The 19330-nt window shown below is 45.2% G+C and carries 14 protein-coding genes; 7 read left to right on the top strand and 7 right to left on the bottom strand.

Features of this window, described 5'->3' with window-relative positions:
* Positions 1-134: 134 nt before the first annotated feature.
* The 4 genes from DN599_RS10850 to DN599_RS10835 all read right to left on the bottom strand — a co-directional run bounded on the left by DN599_RS10850 (position 135) and on the right by DN599_RS10835 (position 5893).
* Positions 135-1337, bottom strand: a complete 1203-nt coding sequence (locus tag DN599_RS10850) for a serine hydrolase domain-containing protein (RefSeq protein WP_239473291.1) — start codon at positions 1335-1337, stop codon at positions 135-137.
* A 9-nt stretch (positions 1338-1346) separates the two neighbouring features.
* The gene (locus DN599_RS10845; protein WP_110457642.1) at positions 1347-1976 is read right to left on the bottom strand and encodes a response regulator transcription factor; all 630 of its coding nucleotides are present in this window, start codon (positions 1974-1976) and stop codon (positions 1347-1349) included.
* On the bottom strand, positions 1969-3822 hold the full coding sequence (locus DN599_RS10840; protein ID WP_239473290.1) for a sensor histidine kinase: 1854 nt from the start codon (positions 3820-3822) through the stop codon (positions 1969-1971). Before DN599_RS10840 ends, DN599_RS10845 begins: the two co-directional genes overlap by 8 nt.
* Before the next feature lie 874 nt (positions 3823-4696).
* Complete coding sequence (locus tag DN599_RS10835) at positions 4697-5893, bottom strand: FAD:protein FMN transferase (RefSeq protein WP_110457641.1); 1197 nt, start codon at positions 5891-5893, stop codon at positions 4697-4699.
* Positions 5894-6091: 198 nt separating this feature from the next.
* On the opposite strand from DN599_RS10835, the gene DN599_RS10830 reads away from it, so the two are divergent.
* Together DN599_RS10830 and DN599_RS10825 are read left to right on the top strand one after the other, a co-directional pair.
* The gene (locus DN599_RS10830; protein WP_110457640.1) at positions 6092-7444 is read left to right on the top strand and encodes an FMN-binding protein; all 1353 of its coding nucleotides are present in this window, start codon (positions 6092-6094) and stop codon (positions 7442-7444) included.
* A gap of 31 nt (positions 7445-7475) precedes the next feature.
* Positions 7476-8516 carry a porin gene (locus tag DN599_RS10825; protein WP_204165121.1) on the top strand — a complete coding sequence of 347 codons (1041 nt, stop codon included), beginning with the start codon at positions 7476-7478 and terminating at the stop codon, positions 8514-8516.
* 80 nt (positions 8517-8596) lie between these two features.
* On the opposite strand, the gene DN599_RS10820 is transcribed toward DN599_RS10825, so the two are convergent.
* Positions 8597-9040 (bottom strand): HNH endonuclease, encoded by a 444-nt coding sequence (locus DN599_RS10820; protein WP_204165120.1) that lies wholly within the window; start codon positions 9038-9040, stop codon positions 8597-8599.
* A 187-nt stretch (positions 9041-9227) separates the two neighbouring features.
* Here DN599_RS10820 and DN599_RS10815 point away from each other — a divergent pair, with 187 nt between their 5' ends.
* The 3 genes from DN599_RS10815 to DN599_RS10805 all read left to right on the top strand — a co-directional run bounded on the left by DN599_RS10815 (position 9228) and on the right by DN599_RS10805 (position 13886).
* The gene (locus DN599_RS10815; protein WP_110457638.1) at positions 9228-9782 is read left to right on the top strand and encodes a GNAT family N-acetyltransferase; all 555 of its coding nucleotides are present in this window, start codon (positions 9228-9230) and stop codon (positions 9780-9782) included.
* Positions 9783-10148: 366 nt separating this feature from the next.
* Positions 10149-12728 (top strand): M1 family metallopeptidase, encoded by a 2580-nt coding sequence (locus DN599_RS10810; RefSeq protein ID WP_110457637.1) that lies wholly within the window; start codon positions 10149-10151, stop codon positions 12726-12728.
* 237 nt (positions 12729-12965) lie between these two features.
* Entirely contained in the window at positions 12966-13886 is a 921-nt protein-coding gene (locus tag DN599_RS10805) for a manganese-dependent inorganic pyrophosphatase (protein WP_110457849.1), read from the top strand.
* A gap of 95 nt (positions 13887-13981) precedes the next feature.
* Here DN599_RS10805 and DN599_RS10800 read toward each other — a convergent pair whose 3' ends face one another.
* The gene (locus tag DN599_RS10800) at positions 13982-16384 is read right to left on the bottom strand and encodes a Lon protease family protein (RefSeq protein ID WP_110457636.1); all 2403 of its coding nucleotides are present in this window, start codon (positions 16382-16384) and stop codon (positions 13982-13984) included.
* 372 nt (positions 16385-16756) lie between these two features.
* On the opposite strand from DN599_RS10800, the gene DN599_RS10795 reads away from it, so the two are divergent.
* On the top strand, positions 16757-17164 hold the full coding sequence (locus DN599_RS10795) for a LexA family protein (RefSeq protein WP_110457635.1): 408 nt from the start codon (positions 16757-16759) through the stop codon (positions 17162-17164).
* Positions 17165-17383: 219 nt separating this feature from the next.
* Here DN599_RS10795 and DN599_RS10790 read toward each other — a convergent pair whose 3' ends face one another.
* Positions 17384-18334: an IS30 family transposase gene (locus DN599_RS10790; protein ID WP_110457634.1), complete on the bottom strand. Its 951-nt coding sequence runs from the start codon at positions 18332-18334 to the stop codon at positions 17384-17386.
* Positions 18335-18575: 241 nt separating this feature from the next.
* On the opposite strand from DN599_RS10790, the gene DN599_RS10785 reads away from it, so the two are divergent.
* Positions 18576-19322, top strand: a complete 747-nt coding sequence (locus tag DN599_RS10785; RefSeq protein WP_110457633.1) for an outer membrane protein OmpK — start codon at positions 18576-18578, stop codon at positions 19320-19322.
* The last annotated feature ends 8 nt before the right edge of the window (positions 19323-19330 follow it).

Here is a 19330-nt window from a genome sequence, read left to right as displayed (position 1 = left end):
ATGATACATGCTGAATGATTATGCTTGAATGTGAATATGGGTTAAAAATATCTCGGGGTTATATTTTTAAAATTGCATAAACCTGTTTTTTATGCGTTCTCAGTGCAAACAGAGTTACTGTCGGCAAAAGTCGGTTATGGTGCGCCCTTATGGTTGTGAAGGCTAAATACTTGATGCCAGAAGTGTGCGCTAAGCTCGCTTACTACTCTCGATTCACCATTGAGTAAAATCGCCATCCCCAGTTTAAGTTCAGGAGAATAGGCAATTTCTGCCACATAACCCGCGACCCAGCCCGCGTGATATATCAGCCTTTGCCCTTCAAATTGATAGATGCGCCACCCTTTACCATAGTGGGCATCGTCAAGATAGGCTCGCCAATCTCGCCGTCTAAGCTCTTTGGTGGAGCGCACACCTGGTGTCGTAATATCTTCAATTACTCGCATGGGCAACACATCGGGCCGATAGCCCATGTTAGCGATAAGCCATTTGCTGATGTCCTTGATGCTGGCATTTACCCCAGCAGCGGGCGCTAGTTGATAATAATTAGGTTTAACCTTGACGCGCTTAAAACCGCTACGGGTTTTGATATGCGGCTCAGCGCGATTTACGGCATCATTAAATGCCGTAAATCCAATGGAGGCGGTGTCCATTGCTAAAGGAGTAAATAGTCGCTGATTGATGAGCTCATCATAGGGTTGGCCACTTTCTTGCTCGATAGCCTGCTGAATAAATGAGAAGGCGATATTTTGATAGCTATAACATACGCCGGGATTGCAGATGGGCGTAAGTTTAGCAAATTGGTTGATAACCTTATCCAATTGCACATTGGCATTGATCAAGTTGTCGTAACTGTTAGGCATAAGGCCGCTGCTTTGGCCCACGATATGACCTAGAGTGATTTGCTGGCTTTGCTTGGGATCAGATAAGCGAAACTTGGGCACATAAGTGACTATTGGTTGTTGCCAGCTAAGGCCATGTTCATGTACCAATAAACTGGCAAGGGTGCCGGCGAAGGTTTTTGATATCGAAGCGAGGCGAAACACGGTATCGGCATTAACTTTTTCACTGCTGTCTTTGCTGCGCTTACCAAAGGTTGTGAGGGTGATAATTTTATCACCTTGTACAATAACCATTGCGCCGCCAGGTACCTTATTATTTTTTAGTTCTCGGTGAAATTGGTGGTTAAAGTTCTCCGCCACATCTAGGTATGCAGAGGCTTTTACTGTATTGCTTGCGTCATAAGCCGAGAGTCGAGCGGGTGATGTCTGGGCGCAGGTCGATGTAGACATGATAATAAGCGCGATGCTATGACTGGCTAAAACCCGTTTTACATTCATGCCGCTTTCCTATTTAGGTGATGGACGAGGTATCTTGATGTCGGCATCACTTTTCGCCATCAGATACGCCAACTCTGCAATATTGCTAACTTGCATCTTTTGCATCACTTTTTGTCGATGTAATTCAATGGTGCGCTGGGCGATATCAAGTTCATTGGCGATCACCTTATTGAGTTTACCTTCTAAGACTTTATACATCACTTGCCGCTCGCGTGGCGTTAAGCTGTCGATGCGCTCGCTCACGCTCGCTTGTTGGGCACGCTGCGTATAGCAACTGGCGGTATTGTGCTCCGCCAGCTTGATTAAGTTGTGGAGTTTATCGCCATCAACCGGTTTTTCGAGAAAATCGAGCGCCCCTTTTTGAATCGATTGCACTGCCATATTGATAGTGCCATGGCCTGTTAGCATGATAACCGCAATCGGGCTGTGAGTAGATGTTATCCTATCTAATAACTCCATACCGTCGATACTGGGCATCTGAATATCTAATATGGCAATGCCTGGCTGTTGTAAATCGACTTGGGCAAGAAACGCCTCGCCCGAGCGAAAACTGTGAGTTTGAAGGCCCAGTCCATCGAGCATCCAGCTCAAAGAGTCCAATACATCTTGGTCATCGTCGACCAAATATAATTTACACATCAGTGTTTGCCTTAAGTGGAAGTGTTACGAGTATGGTTACACCACGTGGGTGTGGGGTTGCCCAGGGAGCGTCGCTGCTATTGAGTTCGCGATTGTTCATGGCGCGGATTTTTCCTCCGTGCTCTTCAATAATGCGTTTACACACCACCATGCCTAATCCGAGTCCATGCACTTTTGACGTTTCAAAAGGGAAGAATAGTCGCTGCAGCGAGGCTTCGCTTAACCCTGTGCCATTATCGGTAATGGCAATATGTGCGGCTTGCTCAGTTTGACAAATTAACACCGCTAACTGAGGTCGGTCTATGGTTTCCATGGCATCAAGTGCATTGCGCAGCAGGTTAACCAGTACTTGCTGCATCAAGCTCACGTCAATACACACGCTCAGTGACATAAGGCTTAATTGAGGTTGCAGCTTCATTCGATTAAAGTCTGGTTGCATTAAATTAAGGGTATCTTGGATAAGCTCTTGCAAGTCACAATCTTGTAGCACACTGGGCTGGTGGCAAAACTGGCGAAAGCGTTTGATGGTACTTTGCGCTCGGTCCACTTGTTGTATTGTTTTAGTAAGGGCCGATTTTAACTCATCATGACCGTCTCCAAGACGATAAATACATCCTTGGGTGAGATAACGGATCCCAGCGAGCGGTTGATTGAGTTCATGGGCGATACCTGAAGCCATTTCACCGGTTAATAGCACTCGCTGCGCCTTATAAAATTGTTTTTGTTGTTCAAATAGCGCCTTTTGGGTGTTTTTGTGCTGCGCCATTTCATCGCTTAAGGCTTGAGTGCGCTTCACCACTAATCGTTTCACTCGCAGGTGGTGTAAGTATCCCAAAAGTAACACTAAGCCGGTGAGCATGGCCCAAGGCGTTAAATCCGCGACCAGTCGCTGCCAGTTGGTGACAAAGGGCCAGCGATCTAGATGTTCGAGTAAGGCAAAGACGTGATTGTCTTGCACTGGCGCTGACCAATATTGGTAACGCCCGCTAATCGCTTCATTATCGCCAGCCTCGATAGCCAATAGGGCGCGTACCACCTGGGTCGCAATACGATGATCTGTGTGCCCCAGTTTAGAAAACGCGTACGAGGGGTAAAGTTTGCTTGATACCTGACATTGAAAGTTGCTGTGCAGCTGGGGTAATAACACGTGCAGTTTATTGGCCGAAATTGTTGCCCTGTTAATGGCGCTTTCTAACACGCAACTGGGTAAAATGGCCACATCGGCACGATCTTCAATAATATAGTTGAGCAGTTTATCTTGAGGAAAACCAACAAAATCTAGCTGCTTAAGGTCACTAAGTGGGGCAATACCTTGTTCGACCATCTCTGCGGCAATAATTTGAAAACCGCCAAAGGCGTTGGGATCTGTTGAGATAACCCTAAGCTGTTTAAGATCGTTAAGACTATTGATATTAAAATCTTTTTTAGCGATTAAGGCTGAGCCTATGGCGTGTTCAGGCGTTGCTCGAGTGTGAGGGACTAAGGTCAACAGGTGGCTTACGCCATAATCTTTTTTAAATGCTACGGTAATGAGTGCGTTACCAATAATGAAATCGAGCTCGTTATTGGCGACTCTTGCGACCAACTGATCGGGCGTGAGTGGCACTAATGTCAATGGCAGCCCAGTTTCTTTGCTCACCCGCGCCAAGGTTGGCGCCCAGCGTTGGTAGACCACCTCTGGTGCAGAAAAAGCCAGCGCGCCCACAGTTAAGGGGCGAGTTCGGGTGACTTTACGGTCATTGACCACACCACCTTGTGCAGCTTGAGTGACTGTTAATGTGATGTCGTTTGCGCCATAGACCTTCCCCATGGTCATCACCAGTAGTAGGATGATGCTCTTGAGCATTGTCCTAAACATAGCTCTGAAGATAATGTGGGTTGATTGTGGGAAAAGTGGGTTTTGCGTGCGCCAACTCATTTCAAAGGCCAATTACAAATATCATAGTCAGCATTATGACTTACTTTGAGCTATTTTCTTAATTGCTTAATTACAAGAGGTGATCTGGCTCACAAGGGCTACTGGGACTTACCCGTATCGCGAACTCATCAGTAAAGCGTGCTTAACGTTAAAGGGGAAGGAGCCCTCAGCTGTAAGGAGTCCTCAGCTATAAGGAGTCCTCAGCTATAAGGAGTCCTCAGCTATAAGGAGTCCTCAACGGTAAGGAGCCCTAACTATAAAGGGCGCTTTGCTGCAAATGGTCTTACTTTGACGTTAAACTTGGGTAAAATCATCACTCAAAGTGATCAAAGCGGCTAATGGACAAGTTTAAAACGAAGATGACAACACTGGCTGATAAACACAGCAAAATTATTGCTAGCATTCACCTTGATAAGCACTAAGTTAATACGCACCCATGCATGGCTCCGTAAAATAGAATTGGCATATTAAGCCATATGATTGCGTCATATTTAGCTCGGTCTAATTTACATGTCACACTTATTATGGGCAATAAAGTAATTAGTTTATAGACTTATTGCTTTAGTTGGCTTTTGATTGGTTGCTTTTATTAATTTATCTGGATGATTTATTCAATTAACTACAAGGTTGTTTCATTTAAACTCAGTGGCGGATAATAAATGAAAACTTCACTTATTGTTAAATATGGTCAATGCGTTTTTTGATTTAAAAAATAAAGCCAACTTAATCTATTAAATTGGCTTTATGATTTCGATCCCATTACTAACTCAAGTTGCATTGCAAATTTAGAGTGATTTGAGATCTAGTTATCATTTTTAGGGCTCAACCTAAATTGGTTAAAACGGTTAGATTCAACTTTATCGCCTTGTTCGTTTAAATACCAAATGGCCTCAACATAATCATGCTGATTCACAAAATCTAGCGCTTTATCTCGCGGCATTAAAAATAACATAGTTGAGATCACATCAGCATAAATCTGTTGATTATTTAAGACCACAGTCGTCGCTATGCCATTTGGCTTAGGGTAAAGAGTCGTTGGGTCTATTAAGTGATGATATTGCTGTCCCTTCACCTCAAAGTAACGTAAGTAATTACCGCTACTGACGATAGTCAAGTCTTGACCTGTCACTACTTCATGGAACTGTCCCTCAAAGGTGGCGCATTTAGGCAATTGATAGTCACTTTTTTTACATAGCGGATCTTCAATCGCAGTGACAAACTGACGCCCCTCAGGATGCAGACCAAAGTGACGAATGTTACCGCCTGCATTGATCATAAACTGCTGTGCACCGTCGGTTTTTAATTGGTCATACACCTTTTCGGCCATCCAGCCTTTGGCGATACCGCCTAAATCGATACTCATGCCATCTTGTAAGCGAATGGTATTGGCTTGCCTATCGAGTTGTATCGCTTCTATGTGAGTCAATTTGGCTGCAGCAGTTAATTCTACAGATGTCGGAATACTGCACTGGCTGGGATCATTATTAGCCTTAATGCAGGCAAAACGATGATTGCGCCACAGGTCGATCACCGGCGACAGGGCAATATTAAAATAGCCATTGCTTTGCTTATACCAATCGATACCTGATGCGATAAGCGCGGTCAGCTGCGGATCGATACTATGGGTTTTACTGGGAGACTCATTAATGGTTTTGATATTGGTTACATGGGGATAGGTGCTGTAATTGGATGCCAGATAGTGGTACTCCTGGATCACGGCTAATGCGTTACACAGCGCTGTTTTTGCTTGCACATTATCCATATTGTACAGATTGATAGTGACCGAGGTGCCAAAATACTTAACCGTGTTGAGTGTCGCGACCTTGTCATCAAAACTGATTAAACCGTTGGCTTCACATTGATAAAATTGCGTTAGTGTCTCGGGCGAATATTTATCGCTAGGTAACAGTTTTGCCGCGTTAACATCATTTGCTAACGCAGCAGCACTGCTACATAAAATAACCGCCGAAGCGAATAATGTGGGGAGTGAATATTTCATAATGCATCTTTATTGATTAATTGCCTGCTATAAGAAGTAGCACTAAATTAATGGTGCTACCTATTATATTCGCGAGAAATGTTACCTTGTTCAAAGTTATTAACGTTAAGTTGCAAACCTGCGGTTTTCCGCAATTGTCGAAATATCTGGTCGGTTTATGCTGATTGCCAATGATTAAATAAAAAGGGCAATCAAAAGATGACCACTCATAAACGTTTTAAACAAAGCCTTATTTTCACCGCTATTACGCTTGCTAGCTTAACGACTGTCGGTTGTGCCACTCAAGTTGCGCCAGGTAAATATGTTGATGGCGTGCATCAAGTACAAGCCAAAGGTAAAAAAAGCCAAATCGTACTCGAAGTCAAAGTCGAGCAGGGCAATATTGTCGATATAAAAACCCAGTCTCATAATGAAACAGAATCATTATTTCTTAATGCCGAACGTTTATTGGCAAAAGTCCTTAAAAACAACGGTCATGAAGGTATCGATGCGGTTTCAGGTGCCACTTATTCATCAAACGGTATTTTAAAAGCGGTTAATAAACTACCACGTGCTAACGGTATTCAACCTGAATATGTGGCTGTTGGTTCAAAAGAAGCCTCAGGTGACGATGACTTTAAATTGAAATGGTCGATTCAACCACAATTGGGCTTGATCTCTGGTGACTATTACTATGAGGAAGCACGTTTCCGTCAGGGCCATAAAGGCAGCATGACCGTCGTCACTAACAGCGCCAACAAAGATGACGTTATTTTAGCCGAGTTTAACGAGAGCGGCCGCCCTAACTACTACACCCGTTTATACCAAGATGTACCTAAGCGTATGTCTGAATACAACTTCACTATGGGTAAGAAAAAAGGCACGGCGTGGGTGCAATCAGCACTGACCATGGAAAAGTTGATGATGGAGAAAGACCAACTCATCTTCGAACCTAACCCAAATCACGATCCTAAATTGGCTAACAAGCTAAAAGAGCCAAACCGTTTACGCTACCTAGGTATCGATATTGTTGCGGGTGCATCAAACAGTATTCAGCAATCGATGATCCCATTAACAGCCAAAATTTATGATCAAATCCAAACTGAAGGTACCCATTACAAGTTCTATCAACACGCCGAAAAAGTGCTAGACAGCAAAGGTAAATGGACCGGGATCACTGGCATGTTGCGTGTCGTGGTTGATACCGACACCAAACAGATCGCTAAGGCGCAGTTTGATGAGATCTTCGCTGATGAAAAAACGCAGATAGCAGATGCCTCAATGAAGAAGTATTACCGCCAATCAAAGTATGACTCGATCAATTATGTTGAGCCTGCACGCATCGGCTTTAACGTGATGTTTGATGCGCTTAACGAACACCTTAAGGCTGGTGGATCCCTATTTGACATCAATGACTTACCTGCAACAGGTGACAGCGGCAGCTACGCGGCAACCGGTTTCACTAAGCGTTCAAGCTCATGGGATCTGTACCTAAAACATGCCGATATTCTGTATAAGCAGATGCGCGCCGATGGTGTGATTGTGGAACATAAACGTCCTGCGACTAAATAACCCCTTTATACAAAGATAAGAGATGATGATTATGAAAACATTTACGCTTTCTTTATTAGCCACCAGTCTACTTATGTCACCACAGCTGTTTGCTGATGATACGGTTAATTTTTATGGTCGTTTAGACTATTCAGTGACAAACTCAGATTCGGGTAGCGCAACTCACGACGGTAAAAGTGGCACTATTTTAGAAAACAACTTCAGCCGTCTTGGGGTTAAAGGCGAAACGGCGCTTAATCCAGACTGGTCAATTTTTTACAAGGTTGAAGTGGGCGTTAACGGTGCATCACAAAGCAAGTCAAACAATCCGTTCTCTGCACGTCCAACGTTTATCGGTATTAAGCACGACAGTTTAGGGGCACTTGCGGTAGGTCGTATCGACTCTGTATTTAAGATGGGCAAAGGCTTTGCCGATGCATTTGATAACTACAGCCTAAAGCACGATCGTCTTATGCCGGGTGACAAACGCCATGGCGATTCATTCGAGTATAAGAGCCCTAAATGGAACAAATTACAACTAGGCGCTAGCTATTTGATGGAAGACAACTACTTTGCCGAATCTGATGTTCGCAAAGACAACCCTAACTATCAAGTGGCTGTGACTTATGGTGATAAGTTCTTTAAAAGCGGTAACGTCTACCTTAACGCGGGTTACTCTGACGGTATCGAAGATATTAAAGCGACGCGCATTGTTGGCCATATCAAGCTCGATAAATTAAAGCTTGGCACCATAATGCAACAAACTGAGTTGATGAATCCGAACAAACCGCATTATGAAGATCGTGATGGCTTCGGCTTTATCGTCAGCGCCACATATCAAATTGACCAACTATTGCTAAAAGCGCAATACGGCAATGATGATTCGGGTACGGGTAAGATTGCGCATCGCGTTTATGATGCACTTGGTAACGCGGCAGTAGCTGTGCCTGAAGTCAGCCAGTGGGCTGTTGGCGCTGAGTACCGCTTAGCTAAATCGACCCGTATTCACACCGAAATCGGCCAGTTTGATGTTAAACAATACTCAGACTTTGACGACACCATTGTGAGTTTAGGTCTGCGTTACGACTTCTAACGGATACACCATTCTTTCTGTTATCTCCCTGCAGAGCTGCACATGGATGTGCGCCCCCTGAGATTGAACATCAATATCACTTATCGCCAATCTTGCTCCATCGATGCCATCTTGCCTAGGTTACATGCTTCGCACAAAATCTGTAAATTGTTGATATCTAGCGCCAGTTCCGGATAACGCGATCTGGGTTTGATGTGGTCAACATGCAGTACCACGCCCGTTTGCACCGATGCTCCACAAGATACGCAGCGGCGGCCATAGCGTTCTAAGGCCTCTAAACGCAGCTTTAGCCAGGCTTTGCTTTTATAAAAATCGACGCTGTCGCTTAATGGTGATGCTTCAAAAGGAGCGTCAAAACTTAAGTGACCTTGGGTGTCACTGAAAAATGAGGCGTTGATATCGCATTCATCTTGATGTTTAACCAACCACTTGCCAATGCCACGCATCGCGCTTTGCTCCGTTTTGTAGTGTTTAGTGCGAATGCTATTGGCAATCCTAAACGTGACGCTAAAATATCGCTCCATTTATTGACTCCTACTTTTCATTGATTGGCACTTAGCTGCCACTTAACGTATGGCTTAACTGGCGCAGCATAAAACAGTTTTAACTATTTTTCATTAACTTACCTTTGGAAGCTGGCTAAATTTAAGGCTATTATGTATAGCCATGAAATGGCAGTCGACTCAATAAAATATGGATAAGGAGCCACATATGAACATCGCCAATAGCCCCAGATTACGTTTTGAGATGCTGACCCAAGATGATGCCCCGTTGCTGTTTGAGCTGGATCAAGACCCAGAGGTGATGCGCTACATTAACGGCGGTAAGCCTAGCACCATGGACGAGATAACTAATGTCATACTGCCACGGCTCAATGCTTATACCAATCCAGAGCAAGGTTGGGGCATATGGAAGGTCACGACATTAAGTGACAATGCGACCTTACCATCGACCTTTATTGGCTGGATTTTAGTGCGTCCTATGGATTTTTTTAGCGATAAGCCCAAGTATCATGATATTGAACTCGGTTGGCGCTTTAAAAAGTGCACTTGGGGCAAGGGTTACGCCACTGAAGCGGCGCGCGCAGTGAGTGATGCCATAATCTTGCAACCTAGGGTTAGCCATATCTCTGCCGTGGCCGATAAAGACAATATGGCCTCGATTAACATCATGCAAAAACTCGGCATGACCTATCAAAAAGTCGCGCCTTACTCAACACCAACTGGCGAGGTGCCCGTTGTGTATTACCAAAAACAAGTTCGTTAGGCTGGCATTGTCAGCCTAACGACATTAGCCGATATGATTGTCGCATGCCCGCACATTGAGTAAAGCGGGGTTCAGCGGCGTGCATCCACAGCATGTATCATTGCTCTTTTAGTAAGTAGATGTGTCGTCTGCTAGCTATGCTAAGTGCACATTTGTTAACATTCGCTACAAATTTGCCACAGCCTATATTGCCTCGCGGTTTAAAGCAGCATAGCCAGCAGCAGAGATTAATTAACAATCATCAATGTAAATGGTCAGCCGTAATTGCATAACCTACTGATATTTAACCGTATAACATAAATATCAGCCTGTGCAGTGAACGACGATACCACCTAATCATCACTCTATTTCTAAAAAGGGGATTTCATGTACCGTATCGTTAACGGCGGACTCGTGACTGTAGCGTTGCTCAGTTGCACTAGCTTAAGTGCCAATGAATTTGTATTAAGTAAAGTCGCTAAACCTATCTCTCAAGCGGTGCAGTTGTCACTGGATCCAGCCCGCGATGATTTTTCAGGTTCTACCCAAATCTCCCTTAACGTGCTCAACGCCACCAAGGTGCTCGACATCAATGGGCTGGCCTACACTGCCAGTAATGTGACCTTGAGTGGCAATAAGCCCTGTGAAATGTCGGCCACCATGCTCGACACCGGCATAGTGAAACTCAGCTGCCCGCATACTATTACCCCTGGTGAATACACCTTGTCGCTCGATTTTACCGCCCCCTATAATCGGCAATCGGTCGGCTTATATAAGACTATCGATGGCGACTTACCTTATCTGTTTACCCAATTTGAGATGAGTGATGCACGCCGTGCATTTCCGCTATTCGATGAGCCTGAGTATAAAATCCCATTTCAGCTCACCATTAGCGCTCCTAGTAGCGAAAAGGTGTATAGCAACACACCCGAAGTCAACACTCAGCAGCAAGATGGCATGACCATACATACCTTTGCGCCAACGCAGATCATCTCCTCTTATTTAGTGGCGTTTGCGGTGGGACAATTTGAAGAGATAGAAGTGAAGGGCATGAGTGTCCCTGGCCGGGTGATCACCACTAAAGGTAAAATTGCGTCAGCCAAATATGCCGCCGAGCAGATGCCTATCGTATTAGGAGCATTGGAGGACTACTTTGGTGTTGATTATCCTTTTGCAAAACTCGATTCTGTCGCCGTACCAGAGTTTCCGTTTGGCGCCATGGAAAATGCCGGGTTAGTCACTTACCGTGAAGATATTTTGTTGCTCGATAATGCCAGCGCCACCCAAAGTGCCCGTCAACGTACGGTCTCTATCGTAGGCCATGAGCTAGCCCATCAGTGGTATGGCAATTTAGTGACCATGGCGTGGTGGAATGATTTATGGTTAAACGAAGCGTTTGCTAGTTGGATGGCCGCTAAAATTACCCATCAGACTCATCCAGAGTTTGAGTCCAACTTGCGTTTGCCCAAAAACCGCGTCATGAGCCTAGATGCGCGTTTATCGACCAAGCCCATTCGCAAGCCGATTAATAATGAGGCCGATATTATGGATGGCTTAGGCTTAGCCTATAGCAAAGGGGAAGCCGTGCTCGCCATGGTTGAAAACTGGATTGGGGAAAGCGCTTTTAAGGCGGGTATTCGTCAATATATTCAAGATCATGCTTATAAAAATACCACCGCCGACGATCTGTGGAACGCGCTGGCGAAAGCCTCAGGTAAAGATGTCCCCCAAGTGCTACGCACTTTTATCGAGCAATCATCTTACCCACTAGTGAAAGTCAGTCTTAATGGTGATCAACTAACCTTATCTCAGCAGCGCTTTGTGAGTGCAGGGACGCAAGCTCCGGCGCAAACCTGGACAGTGCCTGTGTCGCTTAAGTTTGGCGATGCTAAACAGAGTCAGCAACAAACTTTACTGCTTGATAAGCCAAGTCAAACTTTTACATTGCCCTTTGCCCCCACTTGGGTCTTCCCCGATGCCGACGGCATGGGCTATTACCGTTGGTTACTGCCTGAGCAACAACTGAGTGCATTATTAGCCACAGCCAAAACGGCACTCAATCCACGAGAGCGACTCGCGTTGCTGTCGGGCGCCGATGCACTGCTTGATGCAGGCTTTATTGATGGCGGCGCACTGCTCAATATTGTCGGCGAATTTGTCGATGATCAGCATCCACAGGTGGTCGCCAGTGCATTAGGGCTGTTGCAGGCACAAAAACAGACCTTTATCGACGCTAGCAATCATCAGCTATGGGCCAAGTTTGTGACCGCCAGAGCCCAGTTAGCGGTCAAGCGTTATGGTTTATCGACCGTCGATGGCGAAGATCCACAGATAAGCAAATTGCGCCCAACACTGATTGCGCTGCTTGGGTTTGAGGGACAAGATCCCAATGTCATTGCAACAGCAACCAAACAGACACAGGCGTATTTAACGCAAAGCGATGCGGCCGATCCCTACCTGATTGGTACTTATTTGCAGATAGCCGCGTTTAATGGCGATGACACCTTGCTTGAGCAGATGCAGCGTCAGTTTGAAATCACTAAAGATGCTCAACAACGCACTCATCTATTGTATGCCTTAGGTTATGCGCCTGCGGGCAAGTTGCAGCAACAGATATTGGCTTACAGTCTGACCGATGCGATAACCGCGCCGGATCTGAGTTATCTTTATGCGGGGCAGTTGTATCGTGATGATCGCAAACAAGCTTTTCGTGATTGGGCCTATGCACATTACGCTGCCATAGCCAGTAAATTACCGCCGTTTGCACTGCCTCGCTTACCCGGTTACCTCGCCAGTGGTTGTGAGCTTGCACCACTTGAGCGTGCTGAGGTGTTTTTCACCCCAAAAGTTGAACAAGTCGCCGGTTATGGCCGCAGTTTAGCTAAACTTAATGAGCAGGTTAATGACTGCGTTATATTAAAACAGCGCGAGCAGGCCAGTGTGGTGAGTTTTCTTCAGCAGCAATAGCCACTCAGCTATAACTTATTATGACCAAAGCCCGCATGTGTGGGCTTTTTTGCGTAGCTTGATGGTTGTTAAATAAGCGATACGATAAAATAACGCCACCAGAGCAATTGGGCTTGGCTGCATGATTTAGGCGGCGAGTGCAGTTAATGGCCAACACTGTTATTTTATCGCGTAAAGCTACTGTAAATTGATGTCGACTTTGATAAAATGCCGCAAAATTTTCATCGAGAGTTAATTATGCCAATGTACGTTGTGGGACATAAGATCCCTGATTCAGATTCTATTTGCGGCGCAATCGCGCTGGCTTACCTCAAAAATCAGATAGGCGAAGCGGCCATTGCAGCCCGTCTTGGCGAACTTTCACCGGAAACGGCCTTTATTCTGGAGCGTTTTGGTTTTGACGCGCCAGAATTTAAAGAAAGTTATGCTGGCGAAGAAGTGTATATTGTTGACCACTCTGAATTAACCCAAGCGCCTGACGATATTGACCAAGCCACGATTGTGGGGATTGTCGATCACCATAAATTGGGTGACTTAACCACATCGACTCCGCTTGAGTGCTGGATCCGCCCAGTGGGTTGCAGCAACACAGTTATCAAGATGATGTACGATTTCTATGGTGTTGAAATTCCTAAAGATATCGCTGGCATCATGCTATGTGCCATTTTAAGTGACACTGTGATCTTTAAATCTCCGACGTGCACCACTGCCGACATAAAATGTGTTGAAGCGCTAGCTGAAATTGCCGGTGTTGAGGATTACAAAGCCTTAGGCATGGAGATGTTTAAGGTGAAGTCTGCGGTCGAAGGCACGCCAGTACGCGATCTGGTGATGCGCGACTTTAAAGACTTCAACATGAATGGCAAACTCATCGGTATTGGTCAGCTTGAAGTGATCGATTTGTCAGTATTTGACGACATCAAAGCCGATCTTGAAGCCGATATCGCCGCCTTAAAAGCGGAAGGTAACCGTCACAGTGTGCTGTTGTTGCTCACTGATATCATGAAAGAAGGGTCTGAAATGTTGGTGGTGTCTGATGACAGCGAACTCACCACCCGCGCCTATGGCAAAGCGACCGAAAATGGCCGCGTTTGGCTTGATGGTGTGTTGAGCCGTAAAAAGCAGGTGGTGCCGCCATTACAAGATGCGCTGGCATAAGCCACTCCCTTATATTGATAACTTGTATTGATAGTCAGTTGTAAAAAAGCCGGCAGTTGCCGGCTTTTTTTGTGGCGCGTGTTAAGGCCTATGGCTTAGTCGGCTTTTTTGGCTTGTTGCTTCGCATGCTGCCGTAATTTTTGCAGGCGTTTATCCGCTATACCTAACACTGTCTGCGGCGGATAGTCTTCAAACTCAAAGTCCCGCTCGCCGCAAGCTATGCCTGTGAGTAATTCAATGGCTTCTGAAACATGATTAATCGCCCAGATAGAGAAACGTCCTTCGTTAGCCGCTGTCACTATGTCGGCGCGCAGCATTAAATTTTGCACGTTGGCCTGTGGAATAATCACCCCTTGGCTATCGCTGCGTCCTTTTATGGTACAAACATCGAAAAAACCTTCGATTTTTTCATTAACGCCACCGATAGGCTGAGCATGGCCAAATTGATTCATCGAGCCTGTGATCGCAATATCTTGCCTTAATGGCAGGCCCGAAAACGCCGATAAAATAGCACATAACTCGGCCATCGATGCGCTGTCACCATCGACGCCACCGTAATTTTGCTCGAAGGTGAGGTGAGTCGACAGAGGGATTTTATCGGTTTGACCAAACAAGGTTGCCAAGTAAGCGGTTAAGATCATCACCCCTTTTGAGTGAATACTGCCACCAAGATCTACCTTGCGTTCAATATCAAATACTGCACCTTCACCGTAGGCAGTGGTGGCCGTTATACGATTAGGTACCCCAAATTGATGATCCGAGGTGGCAATAACCGATAACGCATTTATCTGACCGACAACCTTGTTGGCCGTGTCGATAAGAGTGGTGCCATCGACAAAACTTTGCATCACATTATCTTTTAAGCGGCACACTCTAAGCTCATGATTATAGAGGGCTTGCTCTACATGACTGACTCTTATCATATTGGCGTTGCTGGATTTTGCTACGTAATTAGCTTCACGTAATAGGTTAGCAATGTCGGCTGAGTGTAGGGATAATTTATGCTTTGAGTCGGCCTGACGCGCACTAAACTCGATGATCCGTTTTATGGCCCCTCGATCGCAATGCAGCATCTTATTACCACGGACAATACTGGAGATAAATTGGGCGTAAAGCGCCTCAGATTGTGCGGTGCGTGGCATCTCGTCCTCAAAGTCGGCGGTCACTCTAAATAGCTCTTTAAACTCAGGATCGTAATGTTGTAATAGCTGGTAGGTTTGATAATCGCCAAAGAGAATAATCTTAACATTGAGCGGCATTGGCTCGGGATCAAGCGAAATGGTGCCCGATAAGGTTACCTCTCGTTCGAGTGAGCTTAAGCTTAACTGGCGTGATCGCAGTGCCCGCTTTAATCCATCCCACACATAAGGCTGCTCTAATACCTTGATGGCATCGATCATCAACACTCCACCGTTGGCACGGTGTAGGCTGCCTGGGCGGATCAAAGAGAAATCAGAAAAAATAGTGCCTTTAAAGGTCGCATTCTCGATGTAACCAAAAATATTGTGATAATTAGGGCTCTCTTCCACCACGATAGGCATGGTTTTATCGGCTTGATTAACCAGTACATTCACTTGATATCGGCGGGGCATTTTTTTCTGCATCGACGCATAAGCAAGTGCAACTTGTTCTTCATTTTGCTCTAAGAAAATATCCAGATTTTCGATAATATCTTTATGCATATCATGCAAGTGGGCCTTAATCACGGGATAGTCTGCATAGCTTAGCTTTAATGGATCCATTAAATGCACTAAGACATCTTGAGCCACCTGTTCGTCATGCTTTTGTTGTTGATCGCTATAACGCTCTTCCCAAGCAGTAAATTTACGCACCACTTCACGCAGCTTTGATTCTATTTCACTGATGTTATTTTCAAGCGTCTGTTGCTGTTTATGACTTAATGCTGCAAATGTGGCTTCAGAGTGGGGTTCATCACCATTCATGGCGAGCAATTCATAGCTGCCCTGAGCGGTAATGCTTAAGCTAATGTGTTTAGCCGCGGCCTCTTTAGTGATCTTATTTAATGCCGCTTCTTGTTTACTGGCAAGTTGTGCTTTTAATTTGTCTGCCCGGGTATAGTAAATCTCGTTATCGAATGCCAAGGGCAGGGCTTTGACGAGTCGTTTCATCAACTCTTCAATATCTTTTTTAAATTGGGCGCCTTTACCCTGAGGCAGTTGCAGCACCTTGGGGGTGCGAGCGTCAGTAAAATTAACCACATAACACCAGTCATAAAGCGGATGATGCAGACCAGGATCATAACGGTCTAAATAGCGCATCACCATCGTTCGCTTACCCAAACCATTACGGCCGATGGCGTAAATATTGTAGCCTTTGTCCTGCATCGACATGGCAAACTCAACGGCACTTTGGGCCCGCTCTTGGCCAACGATTTTATCTAACGGGTTAAGGCTTTTAGTCGATTTTACTTTGGCATCTAAACTGCTTAGCAGGGATGGTAGGTAAAGTTCGGCACTGGTAAGAGGGGAGATTGGCATACGCTAACTATCTCATATGAAAATATTAACTTCAGTGTAAACAGCGGTTACACAAATGACAGCAGTCATTTACTCAATTAAGGCCATATTATTAACAAACCGGTTCGTTTGATTGTTTTTCATACTAAAAATAATCTATTCCCTATGATTTATAGTGGATCCTTTAGAGGAAAATACGCCAGTAGGTGATACTTAAGTGAATGATCCAGATAAAAATCGTGTCATCTTCACGCCACACACACATAACTTATTGGCCTGCTGAATGACATTACTTGTTGTCAAACCTAACCCGCTGATAAATAAACTTGCGCCTTTGTAGCTGGCTGCTAAAATAACTGTGTTTATATACAGTGTACTTATTGGGTCTTATCTATGCGTGTTATTCCTTTTCCAGCCAGTGCTGGCATTACTGGATTCGAAAGCCCTGCGGCTGAGTATTGCCAATTAGGCTTAAGTTTAGATGAACTACTGATAGTACATCCCAACGCGACTTTCATCGGGTTGGCACAGGGGGATTCAATGCAAGGCGTCGGCATTTTTGATGGTGATGTGATTATTGTTGACCGCCATGAATGCGCCCGCAGTGGCGATGTCATAGTGGCCAACTTCAATGGTGAGTTTGTCTGTAAAATTATCGACACCCAGCGACGTTTATTGCTGTCATGTAACCAACAATATCAACCTATTAGCATTCACGACCACGATATTTTTAATATCGAAGGCGTTGTCACTCGATCGATTCGTTGTCACCGTCAAAGCCCACTACTGGTGGATCATTAAGGTGATGTTTTTATGTTTGCCTTAATCGATGCCAATTCTTTACCGCGACAGGTCGACTCTGGAATAAATCTGGAAAGGTATGTGTGATAAGGCTTCTCAGCCTTTTCCAGAAAAACAGTAGTTTTTGACTATTTTTCCTAAAATTCGAGTTTTTAGAATACCAATTTCCAGATAATTTGTCACTCGCGAATTCAACTCCGAAGTGCACCACTCGCTAAATTAGGCTGCCTTGCGTAATTCATTGAATACCGCAACAGGTTGCCTGAAGCCGAGGTACTTTCTCGGTCTGGCATTTAATGTCCGTTCAATCTCACTAATTTGCCTATCTGTTACCGTCCGCAAATCGGTGCCTTTCCGTATGTATTGCCGCAGCAAACCGTTGAAGTTTTCATTCAGTCCGCGTTCCCAGGACGAATAAGGGTTAGCGAAGTAGACATCCGTTTTAAGCTTTTCTGCGACCTGTTCGTGGTCACAGAACTCGCTGCCGTTGTCCGCTGTGATAGTTCGGACACAACCTCGATATTTCCACAGCATGCCAACCATTGCCCGGGCCACATCGGCTGCGCTTTTCGCTGGCACTTTGCGTATCAGGTACAGCTTACTTTTCCGCTCAACTAGGCTGACAATCGCGCCCGTACCTTGCTTGCCCAGAACCGTGTCAGCTTCCCAGTCTCCGAACCGCTTTTTCTTGTTCACGATAGCGGGACGATGCTCTATGCCAACGCGATTCGGGATAATCACACGCTTCGCGCGATTACCTTTACGGTATCTTCGGTGACTCTGGCGTAGCTGTTTGTACAACTTGCCGCCGCATAATTTATCACGCTGGACATAGCCATAAATCCACTCATGACTGACGTTATATCCGATGATTTTACCGACACCGGCTATTTGTTCTGGACTCCACTTCTCATTGAGACCGAACTCAACAAAGGTGATGGTCAGTTCAGATACTCTAGACTTCGCGGACTGACTACGGCGTTTTAATGCCTTCACCTGAGCGACTTCCGGCAAGTAATGGTTATCCCGAATTCGATTGCGATTTACTTCCCGGCTGATTGTGCTGTGACTTACTTTCAGACGTTTTCCTATCTCCCGATAACTGAAACCCTCGCGTAAATAGGCCTCAATCTGGTATCGTTGTCCCTCGATCAACTGCTTGTAATTCATGGTAACTACTCATGTTTGTTTGGCGACTACAGAGTATCACCAACAGGCAGTTGATCTCTCCTCACCGTTTAACCATGAGTGGTGCACTTATTATCTGAATTCGGGCTATTTTTAATTAGTCTTTTTACTTCTCTAATCCACACACTTTCTGCTGTATAAAATTATTACACGAGCTAGCTCACAAAGAATTTTGCTTATTTATTTATCATATCGAAGAATTTTAAAATTAAGGGATGTTTAAATGAAAAAGCAACTTGTCACAGCCTTAGCTGCGCTTGTCGTGGCGCCAGCCATGTCGGCTACATCAGTCGATTTGGGCTATAAGGCGTACACCTCTGATACTAAATCCGATAATGGTGGTGCATACGATCAGCCTTTTGTGAAGTTAACTCATTTCAACAAGGCGGATTGGGGCACCTTACTGGCCTATGTGAAGTTAGAAAACCCAGGCGAAATCGAAGATGCTCAACAGGGCAAAGACGGTAAGCTGACAGTGAAGTCATTACTGGTGCTTGATAAGCAGATTGCTGAAAGTCAGTACAACTTTTGGGTCCAAAACTTCTTAGTCAGCAATCGTACTGTAATGGAAGACAACTTCTATTTGGGGGTCACGACTAATCGTAAGTATGGCGATTTGTTCATTAACGCGGGCTTAGGGGTGAACTATTCTGCGGCGCACTTTGATCCAACTGGGGCCAGTTTCGATGGCATAAGTGGTTACGCAGCCGTGATAAACGCACGTTACCCTTTTGCTTTTGCGGGACTAAAACATTCGTTGTCTGTCAATTATGAAGGCCAAATCGACCGTGATGACGAGCATATGAGCACACTGGGTTATGACAGTTATGGCCATCAGATCATCACAACGCTTAAAACCAGCGTTACTGATTCTTTCTACACCAAGTTGCACCTTACTCATTTCGACAGCTGGGGCTCAGTGCCAAATGACGGTATCGAATATGGCGTTGCCCTTGGTTTTACTTTCTAGTATTGGTT

Origin of the sequence: Shewanella algidipiscicola (genome assembly GCF_900380485.1) — a bacterium.
Classification (GTDB): Bacteria; Pseudomonadota; Gammaproteobacteria; order Enterobacterales; family Shewanellaceae; genus Shewanella; species Shewanella algidipiscicola.
This window is presented reverse-complemented; position numbering and strand designations above follow the sequence as displayed.

Coding starts and splice junctions, on each gene's coding strand:
- DN599_RS10810 (WP_110457637.1), top strand. CDS start 10,149: ATGTACCGTATCGTTAACGGCGGACTCGTGACTGTAGCGTTGCTCAGT.
- DN599_RS10840 (WP_239473290.1), bottom strand. CDS start 3,822: ATGCTCAAGAGCATCATCCTACTACTGGTGATGACCATGGGGAAGGTC.
- DN599_RS10800 (WP_110457636.1), bottom strand. CDS start 16,384: ATGCCAATCTCCCCTCTTACCAGTGCCGAACTTTACCTACCATCCCTG.
- DN599_RS10790 (WP_110457634.1), bottom strand. CDS start 18,334: ATGAATTACAAGCAGTTGATCGAGGGACAACGATACCAGATTGAGGCC.
- DN599_RS10820 (WP_204165120.1), bottom strand. CDS start 9,040: ATGGAGCGATATTTTAGCGTCACGTTTAGGATTGCCAATAGCATTCGC.
- DN599_RS10805 (WP_110457849.1), top strand. CDS start 12,966: ATGCCAATGTACGTTGTGGGACATAAGATCCCTGATTCAGATTCTATT.
- DN599_RS10825 (WP_204165121.1), top strand. CDS start 7,476: ATGAAAACATTTACGCTTTCTTTATTAGCCACCAGTCTACTTATGTCA.
- DN599_RS10835 (WP_110457641.1), bottom strand. CDS start 5,893: ATGAAATATTCACTCCCCACATTATTCGCTTCGGCGGTTATTTTATGT.
- DN599_RS10830 (WP_110457640.1), top strand. CDS start 6,092: ATGACCACTCATAAACGTTTTAAACAAAGCCTTATTTTCACCGCTATT.
- DN599_RS10845 (WP_110457642.1), bottom strand. CDS start 1,976: ATGTGTAAATTATATTTGGTCGACGATGACCAAGATGTATTGGACTCT.
- DN599_RS10850 (WP_239473291.1), bottom strand. CDS start 1,337: ATGAATGTAAAACGGGTTTTAGCCAGTCATAGCATCGCGCTTATTATC.
- DN599_RS10815 (WP_110457638.1), top strand. CDS start 9,228: ATGAACATCGCCAATAGCCCCAGATTACGTTTTGAGATGCTGACCCAA.
- DN599_RS10785 (WP_110457633.1), top strand. CDS start 18,576: ATGAAAAAGCAACTTGTCACAGCCTTAGCTGCGCTTGTCGTGGCGCCA.
- DN599_RS10795 (WP_110457635.1), top strand. CDS start 16,757: ATGCGTGTTATTCCTTTTCCAGCCAGTGCTGGCATTACTGGATTCGAA.